Source organism: Streptomyces sp. NPDC030165 (assembly GCF_055573595.1).
The window spans coordinates 12998-38925 of record NZ_JBVIBD010000008.1; the positions used below are offsets into that span (position 1 = coordinate 12998).

Annotated in this window: 26 protein-coding genes and 1 pseudogene; 15 read left to right on the forward strand and 12 right to left on the reverse strand. The window is 71.8% G+C overall.

Going from position 1 to position 25928, the window contains the following annotated elements; all coding sequences use genetic code 11:
- Nucleotides 1–170: 170 nt before the first annotated feature.
- A complete protein-coding gene (locus tag ACZ4Z1_RS16730) occupies nt 171–614 on the forward strand; it encodes an aggregation-promoting factor C-terminal-like domain-containing protein (RefSeq protein ID WP_468487337.1) in 444 nt (147 codons plus the stop codon).
- 125 nt (nt 615–739) lie between these two features.
- Here the strand turns inward: ACZ4Z1_RS16730 and ACZ4Z1_RS16735 are convergent.
- Together ACZ4Z1_RS16735 and ACZ4Z1_RS16740 are read right to left on the reverse strand one after the other, a co-directional pair.
- Nucleotides 740–1134, reverse strand: a pseudogene (locus ACZ4Z1_RS16735) (mycothiol transferase).
- A gap of 198 nt (nt 1135–1332) precedes the next feature.
- Nucleotides 1333–2502: a steroid 3-ketoacyl-CoA thiolase gene (locus tag ACZ4Z1_RS16740; protein ID WP_468487338.1), complete on the reverse strand. Its 1170-nt coding sequence runs from the start codon at nt 2500–2502 to the stop codon at nt 1333–1335.
- A gap of 319 nt (nt 2503–2821) precedes the next feature.
- Here ACZ4Z1_RS16740 and ACZ4Z1_RS16745 point away from each other — a divergent pair, with 319 nt between their 5' ends.
- The 4 genes from ACZ4Z1_RS16745 to ACZ4Z1_RS16760 all read left to right on the forward strand — a co-directional run bounded on the left by ACZ4Z1_RS16745 (nt 2822) and on the right by ACZ4Z1_RS16760 (nt 6376).
- A complete protein-coding gene (locus ACZ4Z1_RS16745; RefSeq protein WP_468487339.1) occupies nt 2822–4054 on the forward strand; it encodes a cytochrome P450 in 1233 nt (410 codons plus the stop codon).
- Nucleotides 4055–4338: 284 nt separating this feature from the next.
- Nucleotides 4339–4959, forward strand: coding sequence for a DUF6230 family protein (locus ACZ4Z1_RS16750; protein ID WP_468487340.1), 621 nt, complete (start codon nt 4339–4341; stop codon nt 4957–4959).
- Nucleotides 4950–5429 (forward strand): DUF6114 domain-containing protein, encoded by a 480-nt coding sequence (locus ACZ4Z1_RS16755; RefSeq protein ID WP_468487341.1) that lies wholly within the window; start codon nt 4950–4952, stop codon nt 5427–5429. The genes ACZ4Z1_RS16750 and ACZ4Z1_RS16755 overlap by 10 nt, the downstream gene beginning before the upstream one ends.
- A gap of 236 nt (nt 5430–5665) precedes the next feature.
- Entirely contained in the window at nt 5666–6376 is a 711-nt protein-coding gene (locus ACZ4Z1_RS16760) for a hypothetical protein (protein ID WP_468487342.1), read from the forward strand.
- An 87-nt stretch (nt 6377–6463) separates the two neighbouring features.
- On the opposite strand, the gene ACZ4Z1_RS16765 is transcribed toward ACZ4Z1_RS16760, so the two are convergent.
- The gene (locus tag ACZ4Z1_RS16765) at nt 6464–6817 is read right to left on the reverse strand and encodes a hypothetical protein (RefSeq protein ID WP_468487343.1); all 354 of its coding nucleotides are present in this window, start codon (nt 6815–6817) and stop codon (nt 6464–6466) included.
- On the reverse strand, nt 6814–8439 hold the full coding sequence (ctaD, locus tag ACZ4Z1_RS16770; RefSeq protein WP_468487344.1) for an aa3-type cytochrome oxidase subunit I: 1626 nt from the start codon (nt 8437–8439) through the stop codon (nt 6814–6816). Before ctaD ends, ACZ4Z1_RS16765 begins: the two co-directional genes overlap by 4 nt.
- Nucleotides 8440–8520: 81 nt before the next feature.
- On the opposite strand from ctaD, the gene ACZ4Z1_RS16775 reads away from it, so the two are divergent.
- Complete coding sequence (locus ACZ4Z1_RS16775; RefSeq protein ID WP_468487345.1) at nt 8521–9234, forward strand: RNA polymerase sigma factor; 714 nt, start codon at nt 8521–8523, stop codon at nt 9232–9234.
- On the forward strand, nt 9227–10312 hold the full coding sequence (locus ACZ4Z1_RS16780) for a CU044_5270 family protein (protein ID WP_468487346.1): 1086 nt from the start codon (nt 9227–9229) through the stop codon (nt 10310–10312). Before ACZ4Z1_RS16775 ends, ACZ4Z1_RS16780 begins: the two co-directional genes overlap by 8 nt.
- A gap of 186 nt (nt 10313–10498) precedes the next feature.
- Here the strand turns inward: ACZ4Z1_RS16780 and ACZ4Z1_RS16785 are convergent, their stop codons facing one another.
- Complete coding sequence (locus ACZ4Z1_RS16785; RefSeq protein ID WP_468487347.1) at nt 10499–11065, reverse strand: superoxide dismutase family protein; 567 nt, start codon at nt 11063–11065, stop codon at nt 10499–10501.
- A 491-nt stretch (nt 11066–11556) separates the two neighbouring features.
- Here ACZ4Z1_RS16785 and proP point away from each other — a divergent pair, with 491 nt between their 5' ends.
- Nucleotides 11557–13116 carry a glycine betaine/L-proline transporter ProP gene (gene proP, locus ACZ4Z1_RS16790; protein ID WP_468487348.1) on the forward strand — a complete coding sequence of 520 codons (1560 nt, stop codon included), beginning with the start codon at nt 11557–11559 and terminating at the stop codon, nt 13114–13116.
- Nucleotides 13117–13247: 131 nt separating this feature from the next.
- On the opposite strand, the gene ACZ4Z1_RS16795 is transcribed toward proP, so the two are convergent.
- Together ACZ4Z1_RS16795 and ACZ4Z1_RS16800 are read right to left on the reverse strand one after the other, a co-directional pair.
- Nucleotides 13248–13514, reverse strand: a complete 267-nt coding sequence (locus ACZ4Z1_RS16795) for a hypothetical protein (protein WP_468487349.1) — start codon at nt 13512–13514, stop codon at nt 13248–13250.
- A gap of 175 nt (nt 13515–13689) precedes the next feature.
- Nucleotides 13690–14214: a nitroreductase family deazaflavin-dependent oxidoreductase gene (locus ACZ4Z1_RS16800; protein WP_468487350.1), complete on the reverse strand. Its 525-nt coding sequence runs from the start codon at nt 14212–14214 to the stop codon at nt 13690–13692.
- Nucleotides 14215–14328: 114 nt separating this feature from the next.
- Here ACZ4Z1_RS16800 and ACZ4Z1_RS16805 point away from each other — a divergent pair, with 114 nt between their 5' ends.
- Both ACZ4Z1_RS16805 and ACZ4Z1_RS16810 read left to right on the forward strand, forming a co-directional pair.
- Complete coding sequence (locus tag ACZ4Z1_RS16805) at nt 14329–14793, forward strand: DUF2000 family protein (RefSeq protein WP_468487351.1); 465 nt, start codon at nt 14329–14331, stop codon at nt 14791–14793.
- A 67-nt stretch (nt 14794–14860) separates the two neighbouring features.
- Nucleotides 14861–15193: an antibiotic biosynthesis monooxygenase family protein gene (locus tag ACZ4Z1_RS16810; protein WP_468487352.1), complete on the forward strand. Its 333-nt coding sequence runs from the start codon at nt 14861–14863 to the stop codon at nt 15191–15193.
- Nucleotides 15194–15214: 21 nt separating this feature from the next.
- Here the strand turns inward: ACZ4Z1_RS16810 and ACZ4Z1_RS16815 are convergent, their stop codons facing one another.
- The gene (locus ACZ4Z1_RS16815) at nt 15215–15760 is read right to left on the reverse strand and encodes a hypothetical protein (RefSeq protein WP_468487353.1); all 546 of its coding nucleotides are present in this window, start codon (nt 15758–15760) and stop codon (nt 15215–15217) included.
- Nucleotides 15757–16545 (reverse strand): hypothetical protein, encoded by a 789-nt coding sequence (locus tag ACZ4Z1_RS16820; protein WP_468487354.1) that lies wholly within the window; start codon nt 16543–16545, stop codon nt 15757–15759. Before ACZ4Z1_RS16820 ends, ACZ4Z1_RS16815 begins: the two co-directional genes overlap by 4 nt.
- A 125-nt stretch (nt 16546–16670) precedes the next feature.
- On the opposite strand from ACZ4Z1_RS16820, the gene ACZ4Z1_RS16825 reads away from it, so the two are divergent.
- A complete protein-coding gene (locus ACZ4Z1_RS16825; protein ID WP_468487355.1) occupies nt 16671–17255 on the forward strand; it encodes a GNAT family N-acetyltransferase in 585 nt (194 codons plus the stop codon).
- An 8-nt stretch (nt 17256–17263) separates the two neighbouring features.
- On the opposite strand, the gene ACZ4Z1_RS16830 is transcribed toward ACZ4Z1_RS16825, so the two are convergent.
- Nucleotides 17264–19315: an MDR family MFS transporter gene (locus ACZ4Z1_RS16830; RefSeq protein WP_468487356.1), complete on the reverse strand. Its 2052-nt coding sequence runs from the start codon at nt 19313–19315 to the stop codon at nt 17264–17266.
- Between the two features lie 634 nt (nt 19316–19949).
- Here ACZ4Z1_RS16830 and ACZ4Z1_RS16835 point away from each other — a divergent pair.
- Both ACZ4Z1_RS16835 and ACZ4Z1_RS16840 read left to right on the forward strand, forming a co-directional pair.
- Complete coding sequence (locus ACZ4Z1_RS16835) at nt 19950–20531, forward strand: peptidoglycan-binding domain-containing protein (RefSeq protein ID WP_468487357.1); 582 nt, start codon at nt 19950–19952, stop codon at nt 20529–20531.
- A gap of 181 nt (nt 20532–20712) precedes the next feature.
- Nucleotides 20713–21375 carry an HAD-IA family hydrolase gene (locus ACZ4Z1_RS16840; RefSeq protein WP_468487358.1) on the forward strand — a complete coding sequence of 221 codons (663 nt, stop codon included), beginning with the start codon at nt 20713–20715 and terminating at the stop codon, nt 21373–21375.
- A 93-nt stretch (nt 21376–21468) separates the two neighbouring features.
- On the opposite strand, the gene ACZ4Z1_RS16845 is transcribed toward ACZ4Z1_RS16840, so the two are convergent.
- Nucleotides 21469–22050, reverse strand: coding sequence for a TMEM165/GDT1 family protein (locus ACZ4Z1_RS16845; RefSeq protein WP_125047363.1), 582 nt, complete (start codon nt 22048–22050; stop codon nt 21469–21471).
- A gap of 240 nt (nt 22051–22290) precedes the next feature.
- Entirely contained in the window at nt 22291–23049 is a 759-nt protein-coding gene (locus ACZ4Z1_RS16850) for an ABC transporter permease (protein ID WP_468487359.1), read from the reverse strand.
- A gap of 221 nt (nt 23050–23270) precedes the next feature.
- On the opposite strand from ACZ4Z1_RS16850, the gene ACZ4Z1_RS16855 reads away from it, so the two are divergent.
- On the forward strand, nt 23271–23915 hold the full coding sequence (locus ACZ4Z1_RS16855; RefSeq protein ID WP_468487360.1) for an HNH endonuclease family protein: 645 nt from the start codon (nt 23271–23273) through the stop codon (nt 23913–23915).
- A gap of 212 nt (nt 23916–24127) precedes the next feature.
- Nucleotides 24128–25825, forward strand: coding sequence for an alkaline phosphatase D family protein (locus tag ACZ4Z1_RS16860; protein WP_468487361.1), 1698 nt, complete (start codon nt 24128–24130; stop codon nt 25823–25825).
- Nucleotides 25826–25928: the final 103 nt, after the last annotated feature.

A 25928-nucleotide genomic window follows, 5' to 3' on the forward strand; every position in this document is an offset into this window, starting at 1 on the left:
ACGGGCAGGACCTTTCACCTTCCGTGCGAGATCTACTAGTACGTCCGGGTATTGCCAACCCTACCGACCACTTCCCAGGGTGGATGTGTCGCCGAGCGCAGCGTGCTTCTTCCCCCCCTGGCCGCAGCCTCGGCGGCGCCCCTTGCACCCGTCGGAAGGTTTCCCCTCCCGTGAGCGTCACCTCGTCCACGATCACCCGTCTCGCCGCCCACAAGAAGGCCGCCGTCGCCGCCGGTGCCGTCGCCCTGGGTGCTTCGGCCGCAGCCTTCGGCGCCACGCCGGCCCAGGCCGCCGCTCCCGCGCAGGCACCGTCCTCCGCGAGCGCGAGCGACGCCAAGGCCGCGGCGCACAAGCTGATCCCGGACCAGGCGCAGTACCAGTGCTTCAGCAACATCGTCGAGCGGGAGAGCGGCTGGGACCCGACCGCCACCAACCCGTCCAGCGGCGCCTACGGCCTGGTCCAGGCGCAGCCGGGCTCGAAGATGGCCTCGGCGGGCCCGGACTGGAAGACCAATCCGGAGACCCAGATCAAGTGGGGCCTGGACTACATGAACTCCACCTACGGCAGCCCCTGCGACGCCTGGAACTTCTGGCAGTCCCACAACTGGTACTGATCAGCAGCCCCTCCCCCGAAGCGGCCGACGCCCCCTGCGCCGGCCGCTTCCGCGCGCCCGCCCCTCTCCCCTCCCCCAGGGCCCGCCCTGGCATCGGTCCATGTCGGTGTGCGACCCGCCCCCGGTCAGTACCCGGTGGCCCCGTCCATTCGCTCACGCAGCAGATCGGCGTGACCGTTGTGCCGGGCATACTCGGCTGTCAAGCCGACCATCGGAGTCCGTTCGCCCGCGAACCGGATGTGGAACCACCACCGCTCCACCGCGGCGAGGTGCCGTATCAGCCCGTGCAGGCTCATCCCGGACGGCGGCACCGTCCGCTCCGAGAGCCGCTCCGCGGGCACCCCGAGCACTTCAGCGCGAAGGTGGCGCGGTGCCACTCCAGATAGCCGGTGAGGATCTCCCGTTCGTCCCCCACCAGCGGCGGGCGCTGCCGCGCACCGCCGTCGCCCGCCCACGCCGGTGCGTAGTTCCCCTGCGGCACCGCCGGCGGATCTGTCGCCTGAACCCCTGATCCGGTCATGAGGCGAGTGTGACAGGCACCACTGACAACGCCCCCGCCGCTGGTGGGGCGCGGCCCACCGTCTCGGCGACGCGGGCTGGGTGGGCCGCGCGGTGGAACGGCTGACGCGGCAGCGGCCCCGTGCGGCCCGCGCCATGCAGCAGGCGCTGGACGAGAGCCTCCAGGAGTGAGTCCGGGGCCCGTTCCCGGGCCCGTCCCTCACAGCCGCTGGATGATCGTTCCCGTCGCCAGCCCTCCGCCCGCGCACATCGTGATCAGCGCGAACTCCTTGCCCGTACGCTCCAGTTCGTGCAGTGCCGTGGTGATCAGGCGGGCGCCCGTGGCGCCGACCGGGTGGCCCAGGGCGATGGCGCCGCCGTTCACGTTGACCTTGTCCAGGTCCTGGTCGAAGACACGCGTCCAGGACAGCACGACCGACGCGAACGCCTCGTTGATCTCGACCAGGTCGATGTCCTTGAGGGACATGCCGGCCTTGCCGAGCACCGCCCGTGTGGCGTCGATGGGTCCGTCGAGGTGATAGTGCGGGTCGGCGCCGACCAGCGCCTGCGCGACGATCCGGGCGCGTGGTTTGAGCTTCAGCGCGCGGGCCATCCGCTTGGACGCCCACATCACCGCGCACGCGCCGTCCGAGATCTGTGAGCAGTTGCCCGCCGTGTGCACGGCGGTCGGCATGACCGGTTTGAGCCCGCCGAGCGCCGCCATGCTCGTGTCGCGCAGTCCCTCGTCGCGGTCCACGAGCCGCCACATGCCCTGTCCGGCGGCCTGTTCCTCCTCCGTGGTCGGCACCTGCACCGCGAACGTCTCGCGCTTGAAGCGTTCCTCGGCCCAGGCCGCCGCGGCCCGCTCCTGCGACAGCAGCCCCAGCGCGTCGACGTCCTCGCGGGTCAGCCCCCGGTTGCGGGCGATGCGCTCGGCGGCCTCGAACTGGTTGGGCAGGTCCACGTTCCACTCGTCCGGCCAGGGTTTGCCGGGCCCGTGCTTGGAGCCGCTGCCGAGCGGCACCCGGGACATCGCTTCCACGCCGCACCCGATGCCGATGTCGATGACGCCGCCCGCGACCATGTTGGCGACCATGTGGTTGGCCTGCTGGGACGAGCCGCACTGGCAGTCCACGGTGGTGGCGGCCGTCTCGTACGGCAGGCCCATCGTCAGCCAGGCGGTGCGCGCCGGGTTCATGGACTGCTCGCCGGCGTGGGTGACCGTGCCGCCGACGATCTGTTCCACGCAGTCCGGCTGGATGGCGGTGCGGGCGAGCAGTTCGCGGTAGGTCTCGCCGAGGAGGTAGGCGGGGTGGAGGTTGGCGAGCGCGCCGCCGCGCTTGCCGATCGGGGTGCGTACGGCTTCGACGATGACGGGTTCCGCGGCCATGACTGACTCGTCCTCTCCTCACGTCCCGCAGGACGTCCCGGCACCCCCGACGACGGAACTGGTACGCGTTCTAGTTCCACGGCCAGTCTCTTTGAGCCGCCGCCGGGGGCGCAAGGGTGCTGCACGGGCCTTCCGCCCCCAACGGCCCTACGGCGGCGCCGGTTGACGCCCCGCACCCCCTTGCCACTTATAGAACCCGTTACTACCTTCACCGCCATGAGCTGACGGCCCGTCAGGACCGCCGGTCGGCATCCGCACGACGGCGGGCCGCCAGGACCCCCGACCGGCACCGGGCCGGACCAGAGCTGGAGTCGCCGAGATGCCATGCCCCGCGCTGCCCGACGGGTTCGACTTCACCGACCCCGACGTCTACCACGACCGCGTACCACTGCCCGAGTTCGCCCAGCTGCGGCGCACCGCGCCCGTCTGGTGGAACGCCCAGCCGCACGGCATCGCCGGCTTCGGCGACGACGGTTACTGGGCGGTGACCCGCCACGAGGACGTCAAGGAGGTCTCCACCCGGCCGGAGGTCTTCTCGGCGAGCCTGAACACCTCGATCATCCGCTTCAACGCGGCCATGACCCGCGACAAGATCGACATACAGAAGCTGATCATGCTGAACATGGACCCGCCGGAGCACACCCGGGTCCGCCAGATCGTCCAGCGCGGCTTCACACCGCGCGCCGTCCGCGCCCTCGAAGGTGCCCTGCGCGACCGGGCGCGGACCATCGTCGCCGAGGCCCGGCACAAGGAGTCCGGCGACTTCGTCACCGACATCGCCTGCGAGCTCCCGCTCCAGGCCATCGCCGAACTGATCGGCATCCCCCAGGACGACCGGGCCCGCATCTTCGACTGGTCGAACAAGATGATCGCGTACGACGACCCCGAACTGGCCATCACCGAGGAGGTCGGCAGCACCGCGGCGGCCGAGCTGATCTCGTACGCGATGAACCTGGCCGCGGCCCGCAAGGAGTGTCCGGCCCAGGACATCGTCAGCCGGCTCGTCGCGGCGGAGGACGAGGGCAACCTCGCGTCCGACGAGTTCGGGTTCTTCGTCCTCCTGCTGGCCGTCGCGGGCAACGAGACGACGCGTAACGCGATCACCCACGGGATGCACGCGTTCCTGACCCACCCCGAGCAGTGGGAGCTGTACAAGCGGGAGCGGCCCGGCACCGCCGCCGAGGAGATCGTGCGCTGGGCGACGCCCGTCGTCTCCTTCCAGCGCACCGCCACCCAGGACACCACCCTGGGCGGCGCGCGGATCGAGAAGGGGCAGCGCGTCGGTCTCTTCTACGCCTCCGCCAACCACGACCCTGAGGTCTTCGAGCACCCCGAGACGTTCGACATCACCCGTGACCCCAACCCCCACCTGGGGTTCGGCGGCGGCGGCCCGCACTTCTGCCTCGGCAAGTCGCTCGCCGTCCTGGAGATCGACCTGATCTTCCAGGCCATCGCCGACACCGTGCCGGACATCGCCCTCGCGGGCACCCCGCGCCGACTGCGGTCGGCCTGGCTCAACGGGGTGAAGGAGCTGCGGGTGCGGTACGTGTAGGCCGTACGCGGCCCGCAGCCGAGCGGTACGGCGGTACGCCCCGGCCGGGTCCCCGCGGCCGGGGCGTACCGCCGCGTCTCTTTTGCGCCTCCTGTGGTTCCTTCGGTCCTCAACCTTGCCAACGGCTACTGGCAGACTTACATTCAACTCGCCAGTAACACCGGCCAGTTCTTCACACCCTCCACAGAACCACCACGCACCTCCACTTCCTGGCCCGGTGCCCAGCACGTCCCCCCACATCTCTCGGCTGCGCGATCCACCGCACATCGAAGGGGACCACTCTCATGAAGGACGCACACGGCAGACACGTCACGGGGCGGGTCAGCTGGCGCAAGTTCGCCGTGCTGTCCGTCCCGGCCTTCGCCGGGACCGCCGCGCTGGCCATCGCCCTGGCCAACGGCGCGCTGGCGGCATCGTTCGCCGTATCGGGACAGCAGTTCAAGGTGTCCGCCGCCTCCCTGAAGGGCGACGGCTTCGCCCAGTACGGCGGCGTCGACCAGAACGCCAGGGGCGACCTGCTGCCCGTGGCCGTGACCGCCATCAAGAAGGCCGAGCTGAAGAGCCTGTGCCAGTCGGTCGTCACCACGCTGCCGGTCATCGGCGACATCTCGCTCAACCTGACCGCGGGCCGGGGCAGTACGCCGGTCAAGGCGACCGACCTGTTCGTGGACGCCACCCAGCTCTCCGGCAACGCGGACTTCAACAACATCGAGATCGGCCGGGACGCCTCCACCCTCGACAAGGGTCCGGCGACCGCCCAGGGCATGCAGGACCTCTTCGCCCAGCAGGCCGACGACGTGAACATCACCAACCTCAAGCAGACGGCCTGGGCCACCAACGCCGGGACGTTCCGGCTGGCCGGCCTGAGCATGAACATCTCCAAGGGCAAGAAGGAATGCTTCTGACCGGGCAGGGCTCCTGGCGGCGTGGGCGTGCGGCCTGGCGGCGCTGGCGCAAGGGCCGTCCCTTCTGGGGCGGACTGGCGGCCGTCGTCGCCGGTGCGGAGATCTGCGCCATCCCGCTGGCCCCGCTGAAGGTCATGCTCCAGCAGGGCATCGCCGGGATCCCGTCCGTCCTGATGGGCCTGGTGATGATCCTGATGGGCCTGTCCGCGTGGTTCGCGCCGCACTACCGGGGGCTGGCCGGAATCCTCACCGTCCTGGTCGCCACCGCCGCGCTGGTGATGTCCAACCTCGGCGGGTTCCTGTTCGGCACGATCGTCGGCATCCTCGGCGGCGGCATGATCTTCGCCTGGCAGCCACGCCCGCTGCCGGAACCGGAGCCGCGGACGGACGCGGGTACGGGTACAGGCCCTGAGCCGGGGCCGCCCGACAGCGAGCCGTCCGCACCGCCCCGCACCCAGCCGCAGAACTGACCGGGCCGCGCGGCAGGACCGTCGTACGCGTACGGCAGCACCTCCGTACGCGTACGACGGTGGCCGCCGCCCCGCAAGCGCACCGCCACCGCAGCCCGGAACCGCAGCCGACCGCCGCACTCCCATGACTCGCAGGTGTTCGCAGGCACCTGCGTCGCCCCTGCCGCACCAGGGGTTCCACCAGCACCACCGCACCACCCCGTCCCACCCACACCGCTCGCAGAAGGAGATTCGCGATGACGCACAGACCCGCACGCTCTCGCGCACATCACTCCGTCGCACGGCGGCCGCGCGCCCTGCTCGCCGCCGGTACGGGAATCCTGGCGACCGCGTCCCTCTCCCTGGCCCTGACCGGCTCGGCCACCGCCCAGCCCACCGGGGCCCCGGCCGCCGCCGGTTCGACCACCGTCACACCGGCCGGTCACGCCTACGCCGCCGACCTCAGCGGCAAGGCCACGTTCAAGGCCGGTTCGGTGACAGTGACCTGCACCGTCTCGCACGCCGCCGGACAGGTGCCGGACGCCCCGGACAACACCAACGCCGCCGGCCCGGTCAGCAGCACCCTCTCGGCACCCACGTACGGCTCCTGCACGACGAGCATGCCGGGCGTCAGCGCCACCATCCAGACGTCCGGCACATGGGGCGTCTCCATGCAGAACGGCGCGCAGACCACCGCCGGGCTGACCATCCCGACCGGCGGTTTCGTCCTGAAGACCAGCGGTCTGGCCAGCTGTACGGTGACGGCCGCGCCGCAGAGCGCCGCGACGGTGAACGGCGCCTGGACCAACGGCGCCCCGTCCACCCTCGCCTTCACCAACGCCTCGGTGCCGGTCAAGGTCGTCGGCGGCTTCGGCTGCCCGACCAGCGCGACGACGTCGGCCTTCAACGCCACGTACCAGGTCACCGACACCACCGACCCGGCGTCGCAGATCACGGTCACCGGCTGACGGGCGGTCCCCGGCCGGCGGCCGGGAGGTGCCCGCAGGCCGCCCCCTCAGCCACGGGCACTCCCGGCCGTCGTCAGTCCGTTGCCCTCACCCGCCGGTGAGGGCAACGGCAACCGTCACCACGCCGGTCACCAGCACCACGGCCGCGGCCAGGCACCCCGTCACCAGCCGTCGCCGCAGCACCTCGTACACGCCCTCGTACTCGGCGCGCAGTTCTCCGCCGCGCGCCGCGATCCGTTTCAGATACGCGTGGGAGAATTCCAGCTGGTCGGCCTGGTACTGCCGCTCGACCTCCTCCCGCTGCGCGCGGGTCAGCCACGGCAGCCGGGCGGTGAATTCGCGGGCCCGCGTGCGTGCGCGGTCCTTCTCGGCCTCCCAGAGCAGATATCCCTCGATCTCGTTGATCGCCTCGGCCGTGCTCACCGGCGGACCGCCGCTCATACCAGTACACCTCGCTCCTTCTCACTGCCCAGCTCGGGCGCGCCGACCTCGGGGTGGTGCAGGTCGAATGCCGGGGATTCGGAGCGGATACGCGGCAGCGAGGTGAAGTTGTGCCGCGGCGGCGGACAGGAGGTCGCCCATTCCAGGGAACGTCCCCAGCCCCACGGGTCGTCGGCCTCGACCTTTTCCCCGTACTTCGCGGTCTTCCAGACGTTGTAGAGGAACGGCAGCAACGACAGGCCGAGCAGGAACGAGGCGATCGTCGAGACGGTGTTCAGCGTGGTGAAGCCGTCGGCAGCCAGGTAGTCGGGAATGCGGCGCAGCATTCCTTCGGCGCCCAGCCAGTGCTGGACGAGGAAGGTGCCGTGGAAGCCGACGAACAGCGTCCAGAACGTGATCTTGCCGAGCCGCTCGTCGAGCATCTTGCCGGTGAACTTCGGCCACCAGAAGTGGAAGCCGGCGAACATCGCGAAGACGACCGTGCCGAAGATGACGTAGTGGAAATGGGCGACGACGAAGTACGAGTCCGTCACGTGGAAGTCCATCGGCGGGGACGCCAGGATGACGCCGGTCAGACCACCGAAGGTGAAGGTGATCAGGAAGCCGACGGCCCAGAGCATCGGTGTCTCGAAGGACAGCGAGCCCTTCCACATCGTGCCGATCCAGTTGAAGAACTTCACACCGGTCGGTACCGCGATCAGGAACGTCATGAAGGAGAAGAACGGCAGCAGCACGCCGCCCGTCGCGTACATGTGGTGCGCCCAGACGGTGACGGACAGGCCGGCGATGGAAATCGTCGCCGCTATGAGCCCGATGTAGCCGAACATGGGCTTCCGGGAGAAGACCGGAATGACCTCGGAGATGATGCCGAAGAACGGCAGCGCGATGATGTACACCTCGGGGTGGCCGAAGAACCAGAAGAGGTGCTGCCACAGCAATGCGCCGCCATTGGCCGCGTCGAAGACGTGCGCCCCGAATTTGCGGTCCGCCTCCAGGGCGAAGAGAGCCGCCGCCAGCACGGGAAAGGCGAGCAGGACCAGTACGCCGGTCAGCAGCACGTTCCAGGTGAAGATCGGCATGCGGAACATCGTCATGCCGGGAGCGCGCATACAGATGATGGTGGTGATGAAATTGACCGCGCCCAGGATCGTACCGAAGCCGGACAGCGCCAGGCCCATGATCCACATGTCGCCGCCGATTCCCGGGGAATGCACGGAGTCGGAGAGCGGCGCATAGGCGAACCAGCCGAAATCGGCGGCGCCCTGCGGCGTGAGGAAGCCGCCGACCGCGATCAGCGAGCCGAAGAGGTAGAGCCAGTACGCCAGCATGTTCAGCCGGGGGAAGGCGACGTCGGGGGCGCCGATCTGCAGCGGCATGATCCAGTTGGCGAAACCGGAGAACAGCGGCGTCGCGAACATCAGCAGCATGATCGTGCCGTGCATCGTGAACGCCTGGTTGAACTGCTCGTTCGACAGGAGCTGGTGGCCCGGCCGGGCCAGCTCGGCGCGCATCAGCAGGGCCATCAGGCCGCCGACGCAGAAGAACGCGAACGAGGTGATCAGGTACAGCGTGCCGATGGTCTTGTGGTCGGTGGTCGTCAGCCACTTCACGGGGGACTTCATGCACCGTAGGTGTCCGGGGCCGCGGAAATCTTCACCGCCGGAGGGTGTGAAGATCCCGTACGTGCCGGACACCAACAGATCATGAGCAAGGACGCAGGCGCCGAGGGCGGCCCCGGCCAGGACTTCGACCCGGGCGTCGACGGTGACGTCCACCAGGACGCCGACGAAGCCTTCGCCGACGCCTACCGCGCGCACTACTGGGCGGTCAGCCGCTTCGTCGCCCGCCGACTGGACAGCGGGCAGGCGGACGACGTCGAGGAGGTGGTGGCGGAGGTCTTCTCCACGGCCTGGCGGCGGCGCGCCGAGCTGCCGCCGTCCCCGCTGCCCTGGCTGTACGGCGTGGCCCGCAACTGCCTGTCGAACACGGTGCGCGGCTTCGGCCGCTACCGGCGCCTGCTGCACCGCCTCGGCAACCACGAGGCCGCGCACCGCCGCCAGACCGTGGACAGCCCCGACACGGAACGGCCGGGCTCCTGGGTGCACGAGGCGCTGGAGCGGCTCTCCCCCGCCGACCAGGAAGTGCTGCGCCTGACCGCCTGGGAGGAACTGACCCTCCAGGAACTGGCCGTCACCCTCGGCTGCGGCCAGAGTGCCGCGGCGATGCGGCTGCACCGGGCGCGCAACCGGCTCCGTACGCAGATAGACCGCCTCCGCCCCGAGGGGGCGCCGGAGCCCGGCCCCGACCCGGGCCCGGTCCCACCCCCGCCGCGCCCGCGCGCACGCCGTACGCCCGCACGTTCCCCCCTGCCCGCACCCGCGGTGCCGACCCGAGCCGGAGGCCGCAGCCTTGACTGACGAACTGGAGCTGCTGCGGCAGGCCGACCCCGTACGGTCCGACGAGGGCCCCTGGCGCGACCGCCCGCTCGACGCCCACGCGGAGCACCGGCTGGCCGCCCTGATGGACACCGGCGCGCCGTCGCCCACGCCGGCGCGCGCCACCACACCCACCACCGGACGCGCCCCTGTCCCCCGACCCCGCCGCACCCGCCGCCTCCTCATCGGCGCCACCGCCGCCTCGGCCGTCATGCTGACCGTCCTCACCCTCACCTTCTCCGGTGCCGGTACGACTCCGGCGGCGGCCTCCCCCACCGCGCTCGTCGTGCAGCCCGACGCCCCGGCCCTCCCGCTGGACGAGGTCGCGCGCCGGGCGGAGACGTACGCCCGCGCCCTGCGCGACGCCCCCAAGCCGCACCGGGGCAGCCACCTGCAGAGCTGGTACCTGAGCATGCAGACGGGCCCCGACGCCAAGCCACCGGTGACCGTCCCCGAGGAACGCATCACCCGCTGGAACCCGGACGGCAGCGGCTCCGAACTCGTCGTCGCCACCGACCCCCGGCACCCCGGCCGCCCGGTGATCAACGACGCCGACGGCGAGTGGCGCACCGTCAACGACGGCAAGGTCCTGCACCGCAAGACGTACCCGACGGGCACCCGCCTGGACGACCCGGCCACCGGCGACGGCACGCTGCCCGCACGGCCGCCCGCCGACCCCGGCGAACTGCGCTCCTACCTGTCCGCCTTCTACAGCGGCGCCGGCACCGAGACGCAGCCGCTGCTGATGGCCCTCTCCTCCTTCCTCCAGGAGTGGACCCCGGGTCCGCGCGAGTCGGCGGCGCTGGTCCGGATGCTCTCCCGTGTGCCGGATCTCCGCCCGGCCGGTCAGGTCGTCGACCGTCTCGGACGGCGCGGCCAGGCGTACGCGTACCACGGCACGGACGCGTCGCAGGGGTCCATGGACGGCACCCTGCAACTGGTCATCCTCGACCCGGAGACCGGCCAGGTCCTCGGCATGGAGACGTCGTTCACGAAGGACATCCCCGACTTCAAGATCAAGTCGGGTGACGTGCTGTCGTACGAGGCCTGGATGCCGTGAGGTGTGCGCCCGCCCTCTTTGGGGCGGGCGCGTACGAAGGGCTTCCCCGAGTGGCGGAGTGCGGCCGGATGGCTGATGCTTGACGGGCGCGACGATCCCGCGGCGCGGCAGTGAGACTGCCGCGCCGCTCGCGTCCGGGCGCCGGGCCAGGGGGCTCCCAGGCGTCAGGCCAGGGGCTCCGAGGTGTCAGGCCAGCGGAACGTTGACGCAGGCCAGGCGGGCACCCGCGGTCCCCGCGTGGCCCGGTTCGGTGTGTGTCCTGTGCTCGTGGACGACCACGGAGCGGGCCTGACCATGGCGGACGTGCCAGTTGACCCTGGCGGCCGAGGCGCCGTCGCCGTCCGCGTCCGTCTTCAGGTCGAGCCACACCTCGTTGCGCGGGTTGGCGTAGGCGGGGTCGGTGGAGGGCTGCACGGGGTCGGGCACGTTCTGGTAGTGCGGTCCGGAGTCGTTCGGCTTCGGCCCGCACGGCTTGGTGTGGACGTGGGCACCGTACGTACGGTCCGGGACCAGGCCGGACAGCCGCAGGCCGACGGCCGTACGGGCGTCCTTGCCGGATCCGTACCGCTTCTCCACGACCGTGACCCGGCTGCCCTCGGGCACCAGGGCCGGTTCATAGGTGACGGCCTCACCTGTCGGCGACGCGGCGAAGTGGGCGCGGACGGTCACGCTGGTGCACTGCACTCCCATGGATGGCGCGGCGGCCGGCGCCATCGCCAGTGACGCGGTCAGCACTGCGGTAGCGATAGACATGCGAGGCACCCTCGCGCCCCGGTGCGCCGACCGGAACCGGGAAACCGGTCAGGCGGACCGCACGGGAACGTGATGGAAGAGGGTTGGGGAAAGGTTCGCGGGGCACACGGGAAGCCGTCGGGGGCGGCCCGGAGATGCTCGCAGGCGCCCCCGAAGCGGGCCGAAACGGACCATGGGCAAAGCCGAGACAGACCTCGGAAAAATTCTTCCGGCCGGTCCGCATACATCTCCGCGGAGTGGGCAGGGTCAGGTCCGTGCGTTGCGCATGTGGCGCAAGACGGGGCATTTCGGTTGCGGCGATCGCAGCGAGATGGATCACACTTATAAAGGCCGGATAAAGCCCCTCGGGACGCCGTTTCCCCTGCCGGGAGCAGGGATGCACGCTGTTGCGCGGTCGGCTGTGCACTGTCCGTGATGAGCCGCTCTGCCCCTATGGTCGACCTTTGCCCGTCACGCCATGGCGGGCCAGGCCCGCCCCCGGCGGGTGTTCCATGCAGTCGTCCCAGAGAGCGCAGGCGAGCGAGCACGTGCCGACGCAGTCACCCGTGGCACCGCGGACCCGTACCGGTGGTCCGGCCCCCGATCCGGCCGAGCCGGAGAAACCGGAGAAGCGCGGGCAGGGCAACGACGTCACCGTCGTCGACCCGTCCATGGTCAAGCGCGCCGTCTCGGCAGCCGCGGTCGGCAACGCGATGGAATGGTTCGACTTCGGCGTCTACAGCTACATCGCGGTCACGCTGGGACAGGTCTTCTTCCCGTCCGGCAACCCGACCGCGCAGTTGCTGTCGACGTTCGGCACCTTCGCCGCGGCCTTCCTCGTCCGCCCCATCGGCGGCATGGTCTTCGGGCCGCTCGGTGACCGTATCGGACGGCAGAAGATCCTCGCCATCACCATGATCATGATGGCGGCCGGCACCTTCGCGATCGGCCTGATCCCCTCGTACGCCTCCATAGGCGTCTGGGCCCCGATCCTCCTGCTGATCGCCCGGCTGGTGCAGGGCTTCTCCACCGGCGGCGAGTACGGCGGCGCCTCGACCTTCATCGCCGAGTACGCACCCGACAAGAAGCGCGGCTTCATGGGCAGCTGGCTGGAGTTCGGCACGCTCGCCGGTTACGTCGGCGGCGCCGGCCTGGTCACGCTGCTGACCTGGATCCTGCGCGACAACCACGACGCGCTGCTCTCCTGGGGCTGGCGCATCCCGTTCCTGATCGCGGGCCCGATGGGCATCATCGGCCTCTACCTGCGGATGCGGCTGGAGGAGACCCCGGCGTTCGCGCAGCTGGAGAAGGAGGCGCGGACCAAGGAGAAGGAGCGCCGGGAGGCCGAGAAGAAGATCGGCCTGCGCGAGATGATCTTCGGCCAGTGGCGGGCGATGCTGCTCTGTGTCGGCCTGGTCCTGGTCTTCAACGTCACCGACTACATGCTGCTGTCGTACATGCCCAGCTACCTGACCTCGGAGCTGAAGTACGACGAGACGCACGGACTGCTGGTCGTGCTGGCGGTCATGGTCGTGATGATGTGCGTGCAGCCCTTCGCGGGCCGGCTCACCGACCGCTTCGGGCGCCGCCCGGTCATCGCGACCGGCTGCGTCGGCTTCCTGGTGCTGTCCGTACCGTCACTGCTGCTGATCCGGCAGGGGTCGCTGGCCGGCATCGCCCTGGGCATGGCCGTCCTCGGCCTGCTGCTGGTGTGCTTCACGTCCACCATGCCGTCCACGCTGCCCGCGCTGTTCCCGACGAAGGTGCGCTACGGCTCGCTGTCCATCGGCTTCAACATCTCGGTCTCCGTCTTCGGCGGTACGACTCCGCTGGTGGTGACCGCGCTGATCGGCGCCACGGGCAACAACATGATGCCCGCGTTCTACATGATGGCCGCCGCCGTGGTCGGCGGGATCGCGGTGCTGCTGATGTCGGAGAGCGCGCGCAAGCCGCTGCCGGGGTCGCCGCCGGCCGTCGAGACCGAGTCGGAGGCGCGCGCGCTGCGCAAGGCCGCGGCGTCGAAGCCGGTCGCGGGCAACAAGCGGCAGGTGGCCGCGGAGTCGCCCGCCTGACCGACCCGGCCGGTGGTGTGAGCCCCGGCCGCATGAACCCCACGGCGCCGGTGCGCGAGGACTTCCCTGTCCTCGCGCACCGGCGTTTCCGGTCCCCCGGAAGACGGCGTCCGCGCCGCGCGCCCGGTACCTCAGGTGTCACTCGGGCGGTACGGGCGCTCCCACCCGCCGTTGTCACACGTACGCCCCGACGGGTCCTTCTGGCCGTGCGCGTAGACCCCCTCCCCCGAGGTCGCCCCGGACGGCGAGGGGAAGAAGCTGGTGAACGCGACACGGCAGCTTTCACCGCGCGCCGCACGGTGGTCGTGCGCGGGGCAGGCCGACGCGGCGGGAACGGCGGCCAGGACGGCGCCGGCCACGGAGACCGACACCACCACGGCGCGGGTGAACTTCCGCATGGGGTACAAGAGGTTGCCTTTCGTCACCGGGCCGCGCCCTCGCGCGCCCCCGGTGGTCATGCTGGCGGGAAACCGCCGTCCGGCCCCGGCCACACTCCGGCGCCCCCACGGCTGCAACCTCAACAGCGGACACGGCCGTTACCGCAACGCCGCCACCCCGTTGAACCCTCTCGGGTCACTGCTCCACGAGCCGTACGAACGGTATGTTCTCCCCCGCCTGCCGGTAGCCCTCCACCGTGCCGTCGACCTCGAACCCCATGTACGCCGTCAACTGCCGGGCCGCCTTCGGATGCTTCGGCGCGTACCGCGCCATGATCCGGCCGCCCTCCTCGGCGGGGAGGAAGTGCGCGATGACGGCACACCTCCTGCGCCCGACCTGGATGGTGGCCCGGGGCTGCGCCTGAAGATTGCGGTACCACTGCGCGCCCGGCCCGAAGCCCGAAGCCAGCGTCCACGTACGGGCCTGCCGGTCGTACGACACCACCTCCAGGACGACCCGCCGGGTCTTGCCCGACGTACGGCCGAGGTGCTCCAGAAGCAGCAGCCGCTTGCCGAAGAGACCACCGAGACCGAGCCGGTAGAGGTGGATCGGAGCGCGCAACGCAAGCCGTTTCCAGCCCGTCGGCCGCGCCGGCCTGCTCACCCGCCGCGCCGCCCGCGGCACCTCCGACGGTCCCTGTCCCGCTTCTGAGTTCGACATGTTCCGACGCTAACCCCGCCCACCGACAACCGGAGTGACGCAACCGGCCGAGCTGAGCCTCCGGGGCGCACCAGCGTTCAAGACGGCCTTCCGCTTCCGGACGAGACTCACCCCATGAGTACCGACCTGAACGCCGAAACGCCTGCCGAGACGCCGGACGAGACCGCCGAACGCTTCCCCACGAAGATCGCCATCGTGGTCCGCGAAGACCTCGCCACCTGGCAGAAGCTGAACGTGACGGCCTTCCTGGCGAGCGGCATCGCACACGCCTGCGACGACATCATGGGCAAGCGCTACGAGGACGGTTCGGGCAACGACTACCTGGCGCTGCTCCGCGAACCCGTCCTGTGCTTCGCCGCCGACTCCGCCGGCCTGGCCCGTACGCGCGCCCGCGCCCTCTCCCGGGAACTGCCCACCGCGCTGTACACGGCGGACATGTTCACCACCGGCAACGACGACGACAACCGCGCGGTGGTACGCGCCGTCACCGCCGACGACCTCGACCTGGTCGGCGTGGCCCTGCACGGCCCCCGCAAGCAGGTCGACAAGGTGATCAAGGGCCTGAAGCTGCACGGCTGAACCCCATACCGTCCGGCGGACGGCCCTGGACTACGCCCGCCGGACGGTATGGGGCACGATGTTCGGTATGAGCATCGTGAAGATCAATGTGCTGACCGTTCCCGCCGAACAGCGGGACATCCTGGAGAAGCGCTTCGGAGCGCGGGCCGGTTCCGTGGAGTCCTCGGACGGCTTCGAGTGGTTCGAACTGCTGCGCCCGGTCGAGGGCACCGACCAGTACCTCGTCTACACCCGCTGGCGGGACGAGGAGTCGTTCCAGGCCTGGATGGAGGGCCCGATGAAGGCCGCGCACCTGGGCGGTGGCACGGAGGGCGGCGAGCGGCCCAAGCCCGCCGCTTCCGGGTCGACGCTGTGGTCGTTCGAGGTGGTGCAGCAGGCTGGGCCGAAGGCACAGGGCTGAGCGGTCGGGGGGCGGGACGGCTCAGAAGTCGAGGAGGCGCTGGGCGGTTTCCCGGTAGTGGCGCAGGGCGACGCGGAGCTGTTCGGTGTCCGCGCCGCCCTGCTCCCAGGTCGCGTGCAGGGCGCGGCGGCGGGCGGCCAGGGCCTCCGGGAGGAGGGCGGCCAGCTCTTCGTAGATGCCGTCGGCTTCCTGCACGGCCTCGCGGGGGCGGTCGACGAAGCCGTTGACGGCGTGGTCGAGCCGCTGCCGCAGCTTCTCCCTGGCGTCGGAGGGGAGCAGGGGTTCGGGGGTCCCCGCCCGGTCATGGCCGGATGCTTCGGTCGTCGAGGGGGAGGCCGCGCCGGGCGTGCCCGCCGGGTAGTCGGTTTCGGTGCCGGGCAGGCCTGCGTACACACCGGGTTCGGTGGCGCCTGACGTGGTGGTGGGCGGCGGTGCGGTCGGCTGCTGTGCGCTGCGGTCGCCCTCGTACGCCGCGGCTCCGCGCTCCGGGGGCTGCATGCCTTCGCTCGCCGCGCGCTCGCCGGGCGTCTCGACGGGACCGGTCCCGCGCTCGTCGTACGTACTCATCGCGCACCGCCTTCCGCGGTGTCGTGCCCGTGGCCGCGGCCGTGCGTCCACCGGGAACGCAGCCGGTCGCCGAACCGCCGGGCGGTGGGCTTGTCGTGCCGGGGGCCGTGGCCGCCCGTCGGGTGGTGAGCGTCGCGGGCGGCGGGGTCGGTGCGGCCGTGGTCCGTGCCGCCGCGGCCGTGGTCGCGGGGGTTGTGGTCACGGGAGCCGTGTGAGGTGGTGGAACGGCCCGGTCCGGCGTCGAGCAGTTCGGTGAACAGGGCGCGTGCGTGGACGACGGCGGCGCGCAGTTCCTCGGTGCCGGCGGCGTTCTCGGGGCGGTTGTCACGCGCGCGTACGGCCGTCTCGTGGGCCTTGCGGTAGTCGTGGACGGCCTGCGCGTGGTGGACGGAGAGCGCGTCGGTCTGCTCGTCGTAGGTGTCCGCCGGGTAGCCGCGCTCGCGGGCGAGCCGGCCGATCAGCAGGTCGGCCTCGACGACGGCCTGTTCGGGCTCGTCGACGAACTGCCGCTGTACGGCCTCCCACCGCTCCTCGTACTGCAGGCGCAGTTCGGCGGTGAGCGGCTGCGGGCGGAACGCGCCGTGCCGGTCCAGCCGCTGGTTCAGCTCGCGTTCGGCGGCCGTGGTGTCGCCGTCGTGCACGGCGACGGCGCGTTCGTACTCGGGGCCGAAGCGCCGTCGTAGGCCTCTGCTGCCGCTGCGGGCGACCTTGGCGCGGGCCATGAGGACGAGAGCGGCGATCACCAGGAGCGCCACGATGGGGACGATGATCAAGGTGATGGACATATGGGGCGGGTAGCCGCGCCATCGGGCGTCAAACCCCGCCTGGTGGCGGCCTCTTGGGGCGTCCCGGCGGTGCCTCGCGCGATATTCGGGGGCGGCGGTCCGGCCCGTACCGGCACAATGCCGCCATGACCGACGCCGCCATCAGGCACCTGTCCGGGACGAGCAGCCTGCCGGGGGCCGGGACGCTGCCGGGAGACGCGAGGCCGTCCGGGAGTTGGCAGCTCGCGGCCGAGCCCGACGACTCGCCCGTCGCCACGGCCCTGTTCCGTGAGTACTACACCGAGGTCGCGGCGCGCTACCACGTGGTGCACGGGTGGCCGCCGATCACGCCGGAGGAGATCGACGAGGGGGTGGCGGAGTACCCGGTGGGTCAACTCATGTCGCCCGGCGGGGAATTGCTCGTCGTCCGCGAGGGCGGGGAGGCCGTCGGGTGCGGCGGGCTGCTGCTCCTCGACGGCGGACGTACGGCAGAGCTGAAGCGGGTGTTCATCCGCAGCGCGTGGCGGGGGCAGGGTGCGGCGGGCGTCCTGATGCGCGCCCTCGAACAACGCGCGGCGGAACTGGGCGCCGGACGCGTCCGGCTGGACACCCGGAGCGATCTGGTGGAGGCCGTCGCGATGTACCGCGCCCACGGGTACGCGGAGGTCCCCGCGTACAAGGAGGACCCGTACTCGGACCTGTTCTTCCAGAAGGCGGTGGCGGGCGGGTAGCGCCGTGCTCAGCGCGGCGCCGACGGCGGCCGCCGTCTTCGGGCGTCGCCGTCGCGCGGACTCTCCGCGTCCGAGCCGCACAGTTCCGCGCTCAGCTGGTCGACCAGCTCCGTGAGGTCGGTCGGCCGGTCCTCGGTCCACCAGTCGCCGAGCAGTTCGGCCAGCGACGCGCGGCGCGCGGCGGCCAGCCGTTCGGCAATCGCGCGGCCCTTGTCGGTGAGGACCAGCGGCAGCCCTTCGCGTACGGCCAGGCCGCGCTCCTCGATCTGCCGGGCGGCCTCGGCGATCACCCGGAACGGCACGATGCTGCGTTCGGAGAGCAGCGTGGGCTCGACCGATCCGTAGCGGTTGATGCGCAGCAGCATCCAGCTCGCCGCGGGCTTCAGGTCCAGCCCGGCCTTCTCGGTGATCCGCTCGTAGACCGCCTTGCGGCCCTCCAGGCTGCCCAGCTTGGACAGTGCGCGGCAGACCTCGTCGTACGAGGAGCGGTGTACGGGGTTGGAGGAGAGCACCTCGGAGGTGTCGGGCGCGGTGACACCGCGGCGCAGCGGCTCCTCGCGCAGGAACCAGGCGAGGACGAAGGCGATCAGCACGACCGGGACCGCGTAGAGGAAGACGTCGGTGATGGACGTCGAGTAGGCGTCGAGCACGCCGGACGCGGCGTCGGCGGGCAGCTGTCCCACCGTTCTCGGGTCCTCCGCGATACGGGACGGGTCGACGCCGGGCGGCAGCTGCTCGCCCGCGAGGGCGTCGGCGATCCGGGGCCCCAGCTTGTTGGCGAAGATGGTGCCGAAGATGGAGACCCCGAAGGAGGAGCCGATCGAGCGGAAGAAGGTGGCGCCGGAGGTGGCGACGCCGAGGTCCTCGTAGCCGACGGCGTTCTGCACGATCAGCACCAGGACCTGCATGACCAGGCCCAGCCCGAAGCCGAAGACGAAGAAGTACAGGCTCATCGCGGTGGTACTGCCGGCCGGGCCGAGCTGGTGCAGGAGCAGCAGGCCGGCGGCCGTGACGGCCGTACCGGCGATCGGGAAGACCTTGTAGTGCCCGGTACGGCTGACGAGCTGCCCGGACCCGGTCGAGGACAGCAGCATGCCGATGACCATCGGCAGCATGTGCACCCCGGACATGGTCGGCGACACGCCCTGCACCACCTGGAGGAAGGTCGGCAGATAGGTCATCGAGCCGAACATCGCGAAGCCGATGACGAAGCCGATGACCGCGGTGAGGGTGAAGGAGCGCAGGCGGAACAGGCGGAGCGGCAGGACCGGTTCGGCGGCCCGGCGCTCGACGGCGACGAACACCGCCAGCAGGACCAGGCCGAGCACACCGAGGCCGATGATCTGCCAGGAGCCCCAGCCGTAACTGACGCCGCCGAGCGAGGTCATCAGCACGAAGCAGGCGGCGACCGCGGCGATCAGGGCGGTGCCGAGGTAGTCGATGCGGTGCGGGGTGCGGCGGACCGGGATGTGCAGCACCGCGGCGATGACGGCCAGCGCGACGATCCCGATGGGCAGGTTGATGTAGAAGACCCAGCGCCAGCTCAGGTGGTCCACGAACAGGCCGCCGAGCAGCGGCCCGAGCACGCTCGTCGCGCCGAAGACCGCGCCGAACAGGCCCTGGTAGCGGCCGCGGTCCCGGGGCGGCACGATGTCACCGACGATCGCCATGGACAGCACGATCAGGCCGCCGCCGCCCAGGCCTTGGACCGCCCGGAACGCGATCAGCTGCGGCATGTCCTGCGCGATGCCGCACAGCGCGGAGCCGACCAGGAAGATCACGATGGCGGTCTGGAACAGCCGCTTGCGCCCGTACTGGTCACCGAGCTTGCCCCACAGCGGGGTCGCGGCGGTCGAGGCCAGCAGATACGCGGTGACCACCCAGGACAGGTGGTCCAGGCCGCCGAGGTCGCTGACGATGGTGGGCAGCGCGGTGGCGACGATGGTCTGGTCGAGTGCCGCGATGAGCAGACCGAGCAGCAGCGCGCCGATCGCGACGAGGACCGTCCGCCGGGACTGGCCCTCGCCGGGCACGGCCGGAGCGCCGGTGTCCTGCGCCATGAGCGTCTCTCTTCGTGCGGGCGGGGGTCGGACTTCTTCCATCCTGATCGTTTCGGTGGGATACGGCCTGCTGAGAGCCGTGGGGCCCGCCGGCTTGCGGATGCTCCCTGTGCAGGAAGGGACCAGACCGGGATAATTCGCTGACCGATCGAGGGCTTCAGGAGGGGGAACGCTCGTGACGGACCGAACCTGCCCGCACTGCTCGGCACCCGCACGGGACGGCGGCCGGCCGCGGTGCCTGTGCGAGGCCGCCGGCGCCGAGGACTTCGACCCCCTGCGGGTACGCCCGTACGTGCGACTGCCGGACGGGGCGGACACCACCGGGGCGGCGGGCACGACGGCGGGGGGTGCGGAAGGCGCGACGGCGGGGAGGACGGGAGGCGCGACGGCGGACGTGATGCGGCCCGAACCGCGGCCCGCGCCCAGGTTCGGCTTCCGTACGGTGCCGTCGGGCGGGGGCCGGGCGGGGACGCGGGGAAACTCAGGCTGCGGGGGTGGCTCCGGCCACGGGGGTGGTTCCGGAGCCGGTTCCGGTCGCAGGGCTGACTCCGGTTCCGGTTCCGCTTCTGAAAACGACGCCGGGAGGGGCGCCGACGCCCCCCGCCACCGTAAGAAGCAGGCGGCCCTGGCCGCCATGGCGGTCGTCGCGGCGTCCCTGGCCGCCGGCGCGGTGCTGCTCAGCGGCGCGCTGCTGTCCGACACGGACCAGGACCGCGCCCTGCCGGACGACCACCGGCACATGCCCAGCGCCGCCCGCACGCCGGGCAGCGACGGCGGTTCCGGAGGCGGCGGTCCCGGCCGCCACGCCGCGCCGCCGTCCGCCGCCCCCACACCGGCGCCTCAGCGGGTGACCAGGGCCCAGCCGTCCGCCGGCCCCTCCCGTCCCCCGGCCCCGTCCGCCAGTCCGTCGTCGGCCGCGCGTACGGCCACGGCGTCCGGCAGCATCACCAGCGCTCCGGAGAGCCGTGCGCCGAGCAGCCCGCCGGACGGGCCGCTCGTGCTGCGGGAGGGGGCCGGCGGGCCGGAGGTGCTGGAGTTGCAGCGGCGGCTGGAGCAGGTGGCCGTGTACCCGGGCCCGGAGGACGGCCGGTACGGCGGTGCCGTACGGGAGGCCGTCGCCTCGTACCAGCGTTTCCACGGGCTGTCGCAGGATCCGGCCGGTGTCTACGGAGTGCAGACCCGCCGGTCGCTGGAGGCCCGTACGGTCGAGCCGTGAGCCGGGGCGCGCGGTGCGGTCCGCCGGGCGCGGAAGCACGCGTGTGGCCCGTCGCACCAGGGGGCGGTTGGCCTCTCGCGGAGGCTCTTTGTATCGTGTAGGAACAAAGTGGTTCCGCCCGCACTCCCTGACCGGCGGGCGGAGCCGCTTGACTCTTTCCTCAGCGCCCAGGAGCCCGCCGATGCCGGCAACCACCCCGCTCATAGCCCGCGCCCTGCTGCTGGACATGGACAGCACGATCGTGAACTCCGAGGCCGTGGTCGAGCGCTGCTGGCGCCGCTGGGCCGCCGAGCAGGGGCTCGACGCGGACGAGGTCCTCAAGGTGGTGCACGGGCGGCAGGGCTGGGCCACGATGGCCGCACTGCTCCCCGACCGTCCGATGGAGCTCAACCACGAGGACAACCGGCGGATGCTGGAGCAGGAGACCGCCGACGTCGAGGGCGTCGTACCGGTCCCGGGCGCGCCCGCCTTCATGGCGGCCGTCGCCTGCCTCCCGCACGCGCTGGTGACCTCCGCCGACATCGCCCTCTCCGACGCCCGCATGGGCGCGGCCGGGCTGCCGATGCCGGCCGTACGGATCACCGCCGAGTCGGTCAGCGCCAGCAAGCCGGACCCCGAGGGCTTCCTCAAGGGCGCGGCCGAGCTGGGGTACGCGCCCGAGGACTGCGTGGTCTTCGAGGACTCCGAGGCGGGCATCGCGGCCGGGCGCGCGGCGGGGATGCGCGTGGTCGGCGTCGGCGAGCGGGCCGGGGCCTTCGGCCCGGACGTCCTCGTACGCGACCTGGAGCAGGTCCGGGTCGAGGCGCTCGCGGACGGGTCGATCGCGCTGCACATCGACGCCTGACCAGGGCCTGCGCATCGACGCCTGACCCGGCACGAGAGGCGGTACGGGGGCGGGGCCACGGTCGGTGACCCCACCCCCCGTACCGTCCCGTACTCACCCCACGATCGCCTCGTACAGGCTGAACCCCGCGAGCAGCACCATCACCGCCGCCGCCACCTTCGTGATCAGCTTGAGCGGTACGTACTTCATCAGCGTGCGACCGCCGAGGATGCCCAGCCCGGCCACCGCCCACAGGGCCAGCACCGCGCCGACACCCACCGAGACCGGGTCGTCGTAGCGCGCGGCGAGGTTCGCGGTCATGATCTGGGTCAGGTCGCCGAACTCGGCGACCAGGATCATCATGAAGCCCGCCCCGGAGACCTTCCAGAAGCTCTGGTCGGCGGGCTTCTTGACCTCCTCCTCGTCCTCGTCCTTCTTGAAGAGCAGGACCGCCGCGCCCGCGAGGAAGAGCACGCCGACGACCGCCTGGACGAGGCGGTGCGGGAGCAGGGACAGCACGCTGCCCGCGGCGATGGCGAGCGCGACGTGCACGGCGAAGGCCGCGGCGACGCCGGCGAACACGTACGAGGCGCGGTAGCGGGTGCCGAGCATCAGCCCGGCCAGGGCGGTCTTGTCCGGCAGCTCGGCCAGGAAGACGACGCCGAAGACGACGGCGGCGACGGTGAAACTGAACACGGGGTGTCTTACCTCGATCGGTCGGGCCGCACCGAGGGGCCCGGAAAAGGGGTCGCTTCGGCACGGCAGCGTCTCTTGCGCACACGTGCGTCTGCGCAAACACTGCGGCCGAAGGTCTCGCTGGCGCGGCAGGGACACATGCCACCTGTCGCGCTCCGGGCGCCGGCCCACCGCGGGCGGCCTGTCACCTGGGCGGTGGCGGCCGACGGGCGGGCAGTATGTCGACGGTCCGGCGAAGAGCTACTCCCCTTCTGCTGCGGCCAAGGGTACGCGGTGCAGCCGCCCGCGGGCCACCAGCTCCAGCACCACCGCCACGGCCGCCGCCTGTACGGCGAGCAGCGCGACCAGGACGAACAGCTGCACCGCGCCCGCCTGAACGGGTGACGCGCCGCCCAGCAGCATGCCGACGAAGGCTCCGGGGAGCGTGACGAGTCCCACGGTGCGGGTCTGGTCCAGGCCCGGCAGCAGCGCGTCGGACGCGGCCGGACGGGCGACCTCCATCCGGGCCTCCCGGTCCAGCAGGCCCAGCGCCAGCCCGGCCTCCACCTCCCCGTGCCGGGTCTCCAGCTCGTCCAGGGCCCGCCGTCCGCCGAGGACGGTGGCGGTGAGGGCGCCGCCGATGAGGATGCCGGCGACGGGGATGAGGGTGACGCCGCGCGGCGGGACCAGGCCGGTGAGCAGCAGGGCGCCGACGACCGGCACGACCCCGGCGGCGAGCGGCGCGGCCGCCCACCACCAGGTGCGGTTCGGGGTGAGGCGGCGGCCCGCGGTCCGTACGGCGACCGTGAACATCAGTACGAGGAAGCAGAGCAGCCAGGGCACCGCCCGTACGACCCAGCCGATGAGGTACGAGACGGCGGCGAGCTGGAGGGCGGCGCGCAGTCCGGCGAGGGCGACGGCGCGCGCGTGGCCGAGGCGCGCGAGCGCGGCGACGGCCACGGCGGCGGTCAGCAGGACGGCGAGAACGACCCCGAGGGTGGCGTTGACCGGCAGCAGCACGCGCTCACTGTAGGGCGCGCGGGGTGGCGTCACGGACGGGCGCACGCGCCCGCGCGAGCCACTTTCCGGCCCGCCGGGGGCGGGTGACGTCACGTCAACCCCTTGAACTGACGTGGGCATGTCGTCACTCTGTTACCTGGAGCCCGCCCGGTGGTAACCCCACGGCGCCACCATGGGCCCCGTCCCGCACCTCGACTTCCCCCCACACAAAGGGAGTTACGATGCCCAAGGTCTACGCGCGTCGCGTATCGGTCGCCGCCGGGTCCGCCGCCGCCCTCGTCTGCACGCTGGTGCTCGGCACCCAGCCCGCCCAGGCGGCGCCGCCCACTCCGCCGGACGCCGCAACGGCCCGTACGTACCTCGCCCAGCTCAAGGAAGCCCCCCAGGGCTCGCAGGACGGTTACAGCCGCGACAAGTTCCCGCACTGGTCCGACCAGGGAAAGAACTGCAACACGCGCGAGGTCGTGCTCAAGCGGGACGGCGAGAACGTGCAGACCGACAGCAAGTGCGCCTCGACCAGCGGCACCTGGAAGTCGGCCTACGACGACGGCGTGTGGACCAAGGCGTCCGACGTGGACATCGACCACGTCGTACCGCTGTCGGAGGCGTGGAAGTCCGGCGCCTCGAAGTGGACGACCGAGCGCCGCGGGCAGCTGGCCAACGACCTCACCCACGCGCAGCTGATCGCCGTCACCGACAACGTGAACCAGGAGAAGGGCGACAAGGACCCGGCCAAGTGGCTGCCGCCGAAGACCTCGTACCACTGCACGTACGCGCGGATGTGGGTCTCGGTGAAGCACGTATACGGGCTGACGGCCGACTCGGCCGAGAAGGCGGCACTGAAGAAGATCCTGGACCGCTGCTGAGGGCTGCCCCCGAGTGGCCCCTGCGGAATGGTTACTGCGGACGCGTCCGGCACGTACCTGATCGGCTTGTGACCGGCTGACGCAACCGTACGACCGGATGGCTCCGTCTTTCTTCGTGAAGGAGGGCGGAGCTGTCCCGTGGCCCCGCGATCGGCTCTTATCCTCTGAGCACACACGTACGGGCACCGGCCCGTACGAGGGGAGGATCGCCGATGGCCGGGCTGCTCCTGGGACCGCTGCTGCGGTACGTGGACGAGATCAGCGCGACGGTGTGGGTCGAGACCGACCGGCCGTGCGAGGTGCACGTCCGCTGCGAGAACGGCGCCGGCGGTGCCGAGCGCACGTGGCAGGTGGCCGGGCACCACTACGCGCTGGTGCCCGTCACCGGGCTTGCGCCGGCGAGCGAGACCCCGTACCGGGTCCTGCTGGACGGCGAGCAGGTCTGGCCGCTGCCCGACAGCCGCTTCCCGGAGAGCACGATCCACACACCGGCGGCTCCGGGTGACGCCCCGGCGGACCAGCACCTGCGGGTCGCGTTCGGCTCCTGCCGCTGGGCCGCGCCGCCCACCGACGCGCACGACCCGGTCGGCCCGGACGCCCTGGACACCCTCGCCGCCGCGCTCGCCGCCGACCCCGCGCGCCCGCGCCCGGACGTCCTGCTCCTGCTGGGCGACCAGGTGTACGCCGACCAGACCTCGGACGCGACCGCCCGGCTGCTCGACGCCCGGCGCGACACCTCCGAGCCGCCCTGGAGGCAGGTCGCGGACTACGAGGAGTACACCCGCCTCTACGCCGAGTCCTGGCTCGACCCGGAGGTGCGCTGGCTGCTGTCCACCGTCCCCAGCTGCATGATCTTCGACGATCACGACGTCATAGACGACTGGAACACCTCCGCCGCCTGGCAGGCCCGGATGCGCGCGACCTCCTGGTGGCGGGAACGGGTGCTGGGCGGCCTGATGTCCTACTGGGTGTACCAGCACCTGGGCAACCTCTCCCCCGCCGACCTGGAGAAGGACGAGCTGTACGCCCGGGTGCGCGCGCTGCCGGACGGCACGGACCTGGTGCGGGAGTTCGCCGCGGCAGCCGACGCCGACCCGGGCTGCGCGCGCTGGAGCTACCGCCGCGACTTCGGCCGCGTACGGCTGGTCATGGTCGACACCCGCGCCACCCGCGTCCTGGACGAGGGACGGCGGGCGATGCTCGACCCGGCCGAGGCCGAGTGGCTGCGCGAACACGTGCTGGCCGACCACGGCGCGTACGACCACCTGCTGATCGGCAGCTCACTGCCCTGGCTCCTGCCGAACCTGATCCACGACGCGGAGGGCTGGAACGCCGCACTGTGCGCCGGGGCGCGCGGCGCGCGCTGGGCGCGCCGGAGCGAGTGGCTGCGGCAGCGGGCCGACCTGGAGCACTGGGCGGCGTTCCCGGAGTCCTTCGCCGCGCTCACCGACCTGCTCACCGAGGCCGGTTCGGGCGAGGCGGCACCGGCGACGGTGTGCGTGCTGTCCGGCGATGTGCACCACGCGTACGTGGCCGAGCCGCACTGGCACGACGGCTCCGCGCCCGCCGGGCGCGTGCTCCAGCTGACCTGCTCGCCCGTGCACAACAGCATCCCCGCCACCATGCGGGCCGGGTTCCGCTTCGGATGGAGCCGGCTCGGCCGCCGGCTGGGCCACGCGCTGACCCGGCACGCCCGGCTGGAACGCCCGTCGATCGGCTGGCGCCGCACGGGAGGCCCGTGGTTCGGCAACCAGCTGATGACCCTGGCGCTGAACGGGCGCGCAGCGCGGCTGCGGCTGGACCAGGCACAGCGCGAACAAGGCGGTGACGCGCGGCTGGTCTGCGCGTGGGACGAGCAGCTGGCGGGAGGACAGGAGCCGGGCGCGGGGGCGGGGGCGGCCTCGCGCTAGGGCGCGAGGGCGGCGTTGCGCCAGGGCGCGCCTTCCGGACCGCCCAGGGCCCGTCCGCTCGCGCCGGGCTCTTCACCCGCTCTTCCACTCGTCCTGTCGCCGG

What these genes read in the sequence shown, in the direction of transcription:
- ACZ4Z1_RS16795 (WP_468487349.1), bottom strand. Translation starts at nt 13,514, where the DNA reads ATGCGGAAGTTCACCCGCGCCGTGGTGGTGTCGGTCTCCGTGGCCGGC.
- ACZ4Z1_RS16825 (WP_468487355.1), top strand. Translation starts at nt 16,671, where the DNA reads ATGACCGACGCCGCCATCAGGCACCTGTCCGGGACGAGCAGCCTGCCG.
- ACZ4Z1_RS16750 (WP_468487340.1), top strand. Translation starts at nt 4,339, where the DNA reads ATGAAGGACGCACACGGCAGACACGTCACGGGGCGGGTCAGCTGGCGC.
- ACZ4Z1_RS16810 (WP_468487352.1), top strand. Translation starts at nt 14,861, where the DNA reads ATGAGCATCGTGAAGATCAATGTGCTGACCGTTCCCGCCGAACAGCGG.
- ACZ4Z1_RS16755 (WP_468487341.1), top strand. Translation starts at nt 4,950, where the DNA reads ATGCTTCTGACCGGGCAGGGCTCCTGGCGGCGTGGGCGTGCGGCCTGG.
- ACZ4Z1_RS16815 (WP_468487353.1), bottom strand. Translation starts at nt 15,760, where the DNA reads ATGAGTACGTACGACGAGCGCGGGACCGGTCCCGTCGAGACGCCCGGC.
- ACZ4Z1_RS16840 (WP_468487358.1), top strand. Translation starts at nt 20,713, where the DNA reads ATGCCGGCAACCACCCCGCTCATAGCCCGCGCCCTGCTGCTGGACATG.
- ACZ4Z1_RS16800 (WP_468487350.1), bottom strand. Translation starts at nt 14,214, where the DNA reads ATGTCGAACTCAGAAGCGGGACAGGGACCGTCGGAGGTGCCGCGGGCG.
- ACZ4Z1_RS16860 (WP_468487361.1), top strand. Translation starts at nt 24,128, where the DNA reads ATGGCCGGGCTGCTCCTGGGACCGCTGCTGCGGTACGTGGACGAGATC.
- ACZ4Z1_RS16740 (WP_468487338.1), bottom strand. Translation starts at nt 2,502, where the DNA reads ATGGCCGCGGAACCCGTCATCGTCGAAGCCGTACGCACCCCGATCGGC.
- ctaD (WP_468487344.1), bottom strand. Translation starts at nt 8,439, where the DNA reads ATGAAGTCCCCCGTGAAGTGGCTGACGACCACCGACCACAAGACCATC.
- ACZ4Z1_RS16765 (WP_468487343.1), bottom strand. Translation starts at nt 6,817, where the DNA reads ATGAGCGGCGGTCCGCCGGTGAGCACGGCCGAGGCGATCAACGAGATC.
- ACZ4Z1_RS16820 (WP_468487354.1), bottom strand. Translation starts at nt 16,545, where the DNA reads ATGTCCATCACCTTGATCATCGTCCCCATCGTGGCGCTCCTGGTGATC.
- ACZ4Z1_RS16785 (WP_468487347.1), bottom strand. Translation starts at nt 11,065, where the DNA reads ATGTCTATCGCTACCGCAGTGCTGACCGCGTCACTGGCGATGGCGCCG.
- ACZ4Z1_RS16830 (WP_468487356.1), bottom strand. Translation starts at nt 19,315, where the DNA reads ATGGCGCAGGACACCGGCGCTCCGGCCGTGCCCGGCGAGGGCCAGTCC.
- ACZ4Z1_RS16805 (WP_468487351.1), top strand. Translation starts at nt 14,329, where the DNA reads ATGAGTACCGACCTGAACGCCGAAACGCCTGCCGAGACGCCGGACGAG.
- ACZ4Z1_RS16760 (WP_468487342.1), top strand. Translation starts at nt 5,666, where the DNA reads ATGACGCACAGACCCGCACGCTCTCGCGCACATCACTCCGTCGCACGG.
- ACZ4Z1_RS16775 (WP_468487345.1), top strand. Translation starts at nt 8,521, where the DNA reads ATGAGCAAGGACGCAGGCGCCGAGGGCGGCCCCGGCCAGGACTTCGAC.
- ACZ4Z1_RS16855 (WP_468487360.1), top strand. Translation starts at nt 23,271, where the DNA reads ATGCCCAAGGTCTACGCGCGTCGCGTATCGGTCGCCGCCGGGTCCGCC.
- ACZ4Z1_RS16745 (WP_468487339.1), top strand. Translation starts at nt 2,822, where the DNA reads ATGCCATGCCCCGCGCTGCCCGACGGGTTCGACTTCACCGACCCCGAC.
- proP (WP_468487348.1), top strand. Translation starts at nt 11,557, where the DNA reads ATGCAGTCGTCCCAGAGAGCGCAGGCGAGCGAGCACGTGCCGACGCAG.
- ACZ4Z1_RS16835 (WP_468487357.1), top strand. Translation starts at nt 19,950, where the DNA reads ATGGCGGTCGTCGCGGCGTCCCTGGCCGCCGGCGCGGTGCTGCTCAGC.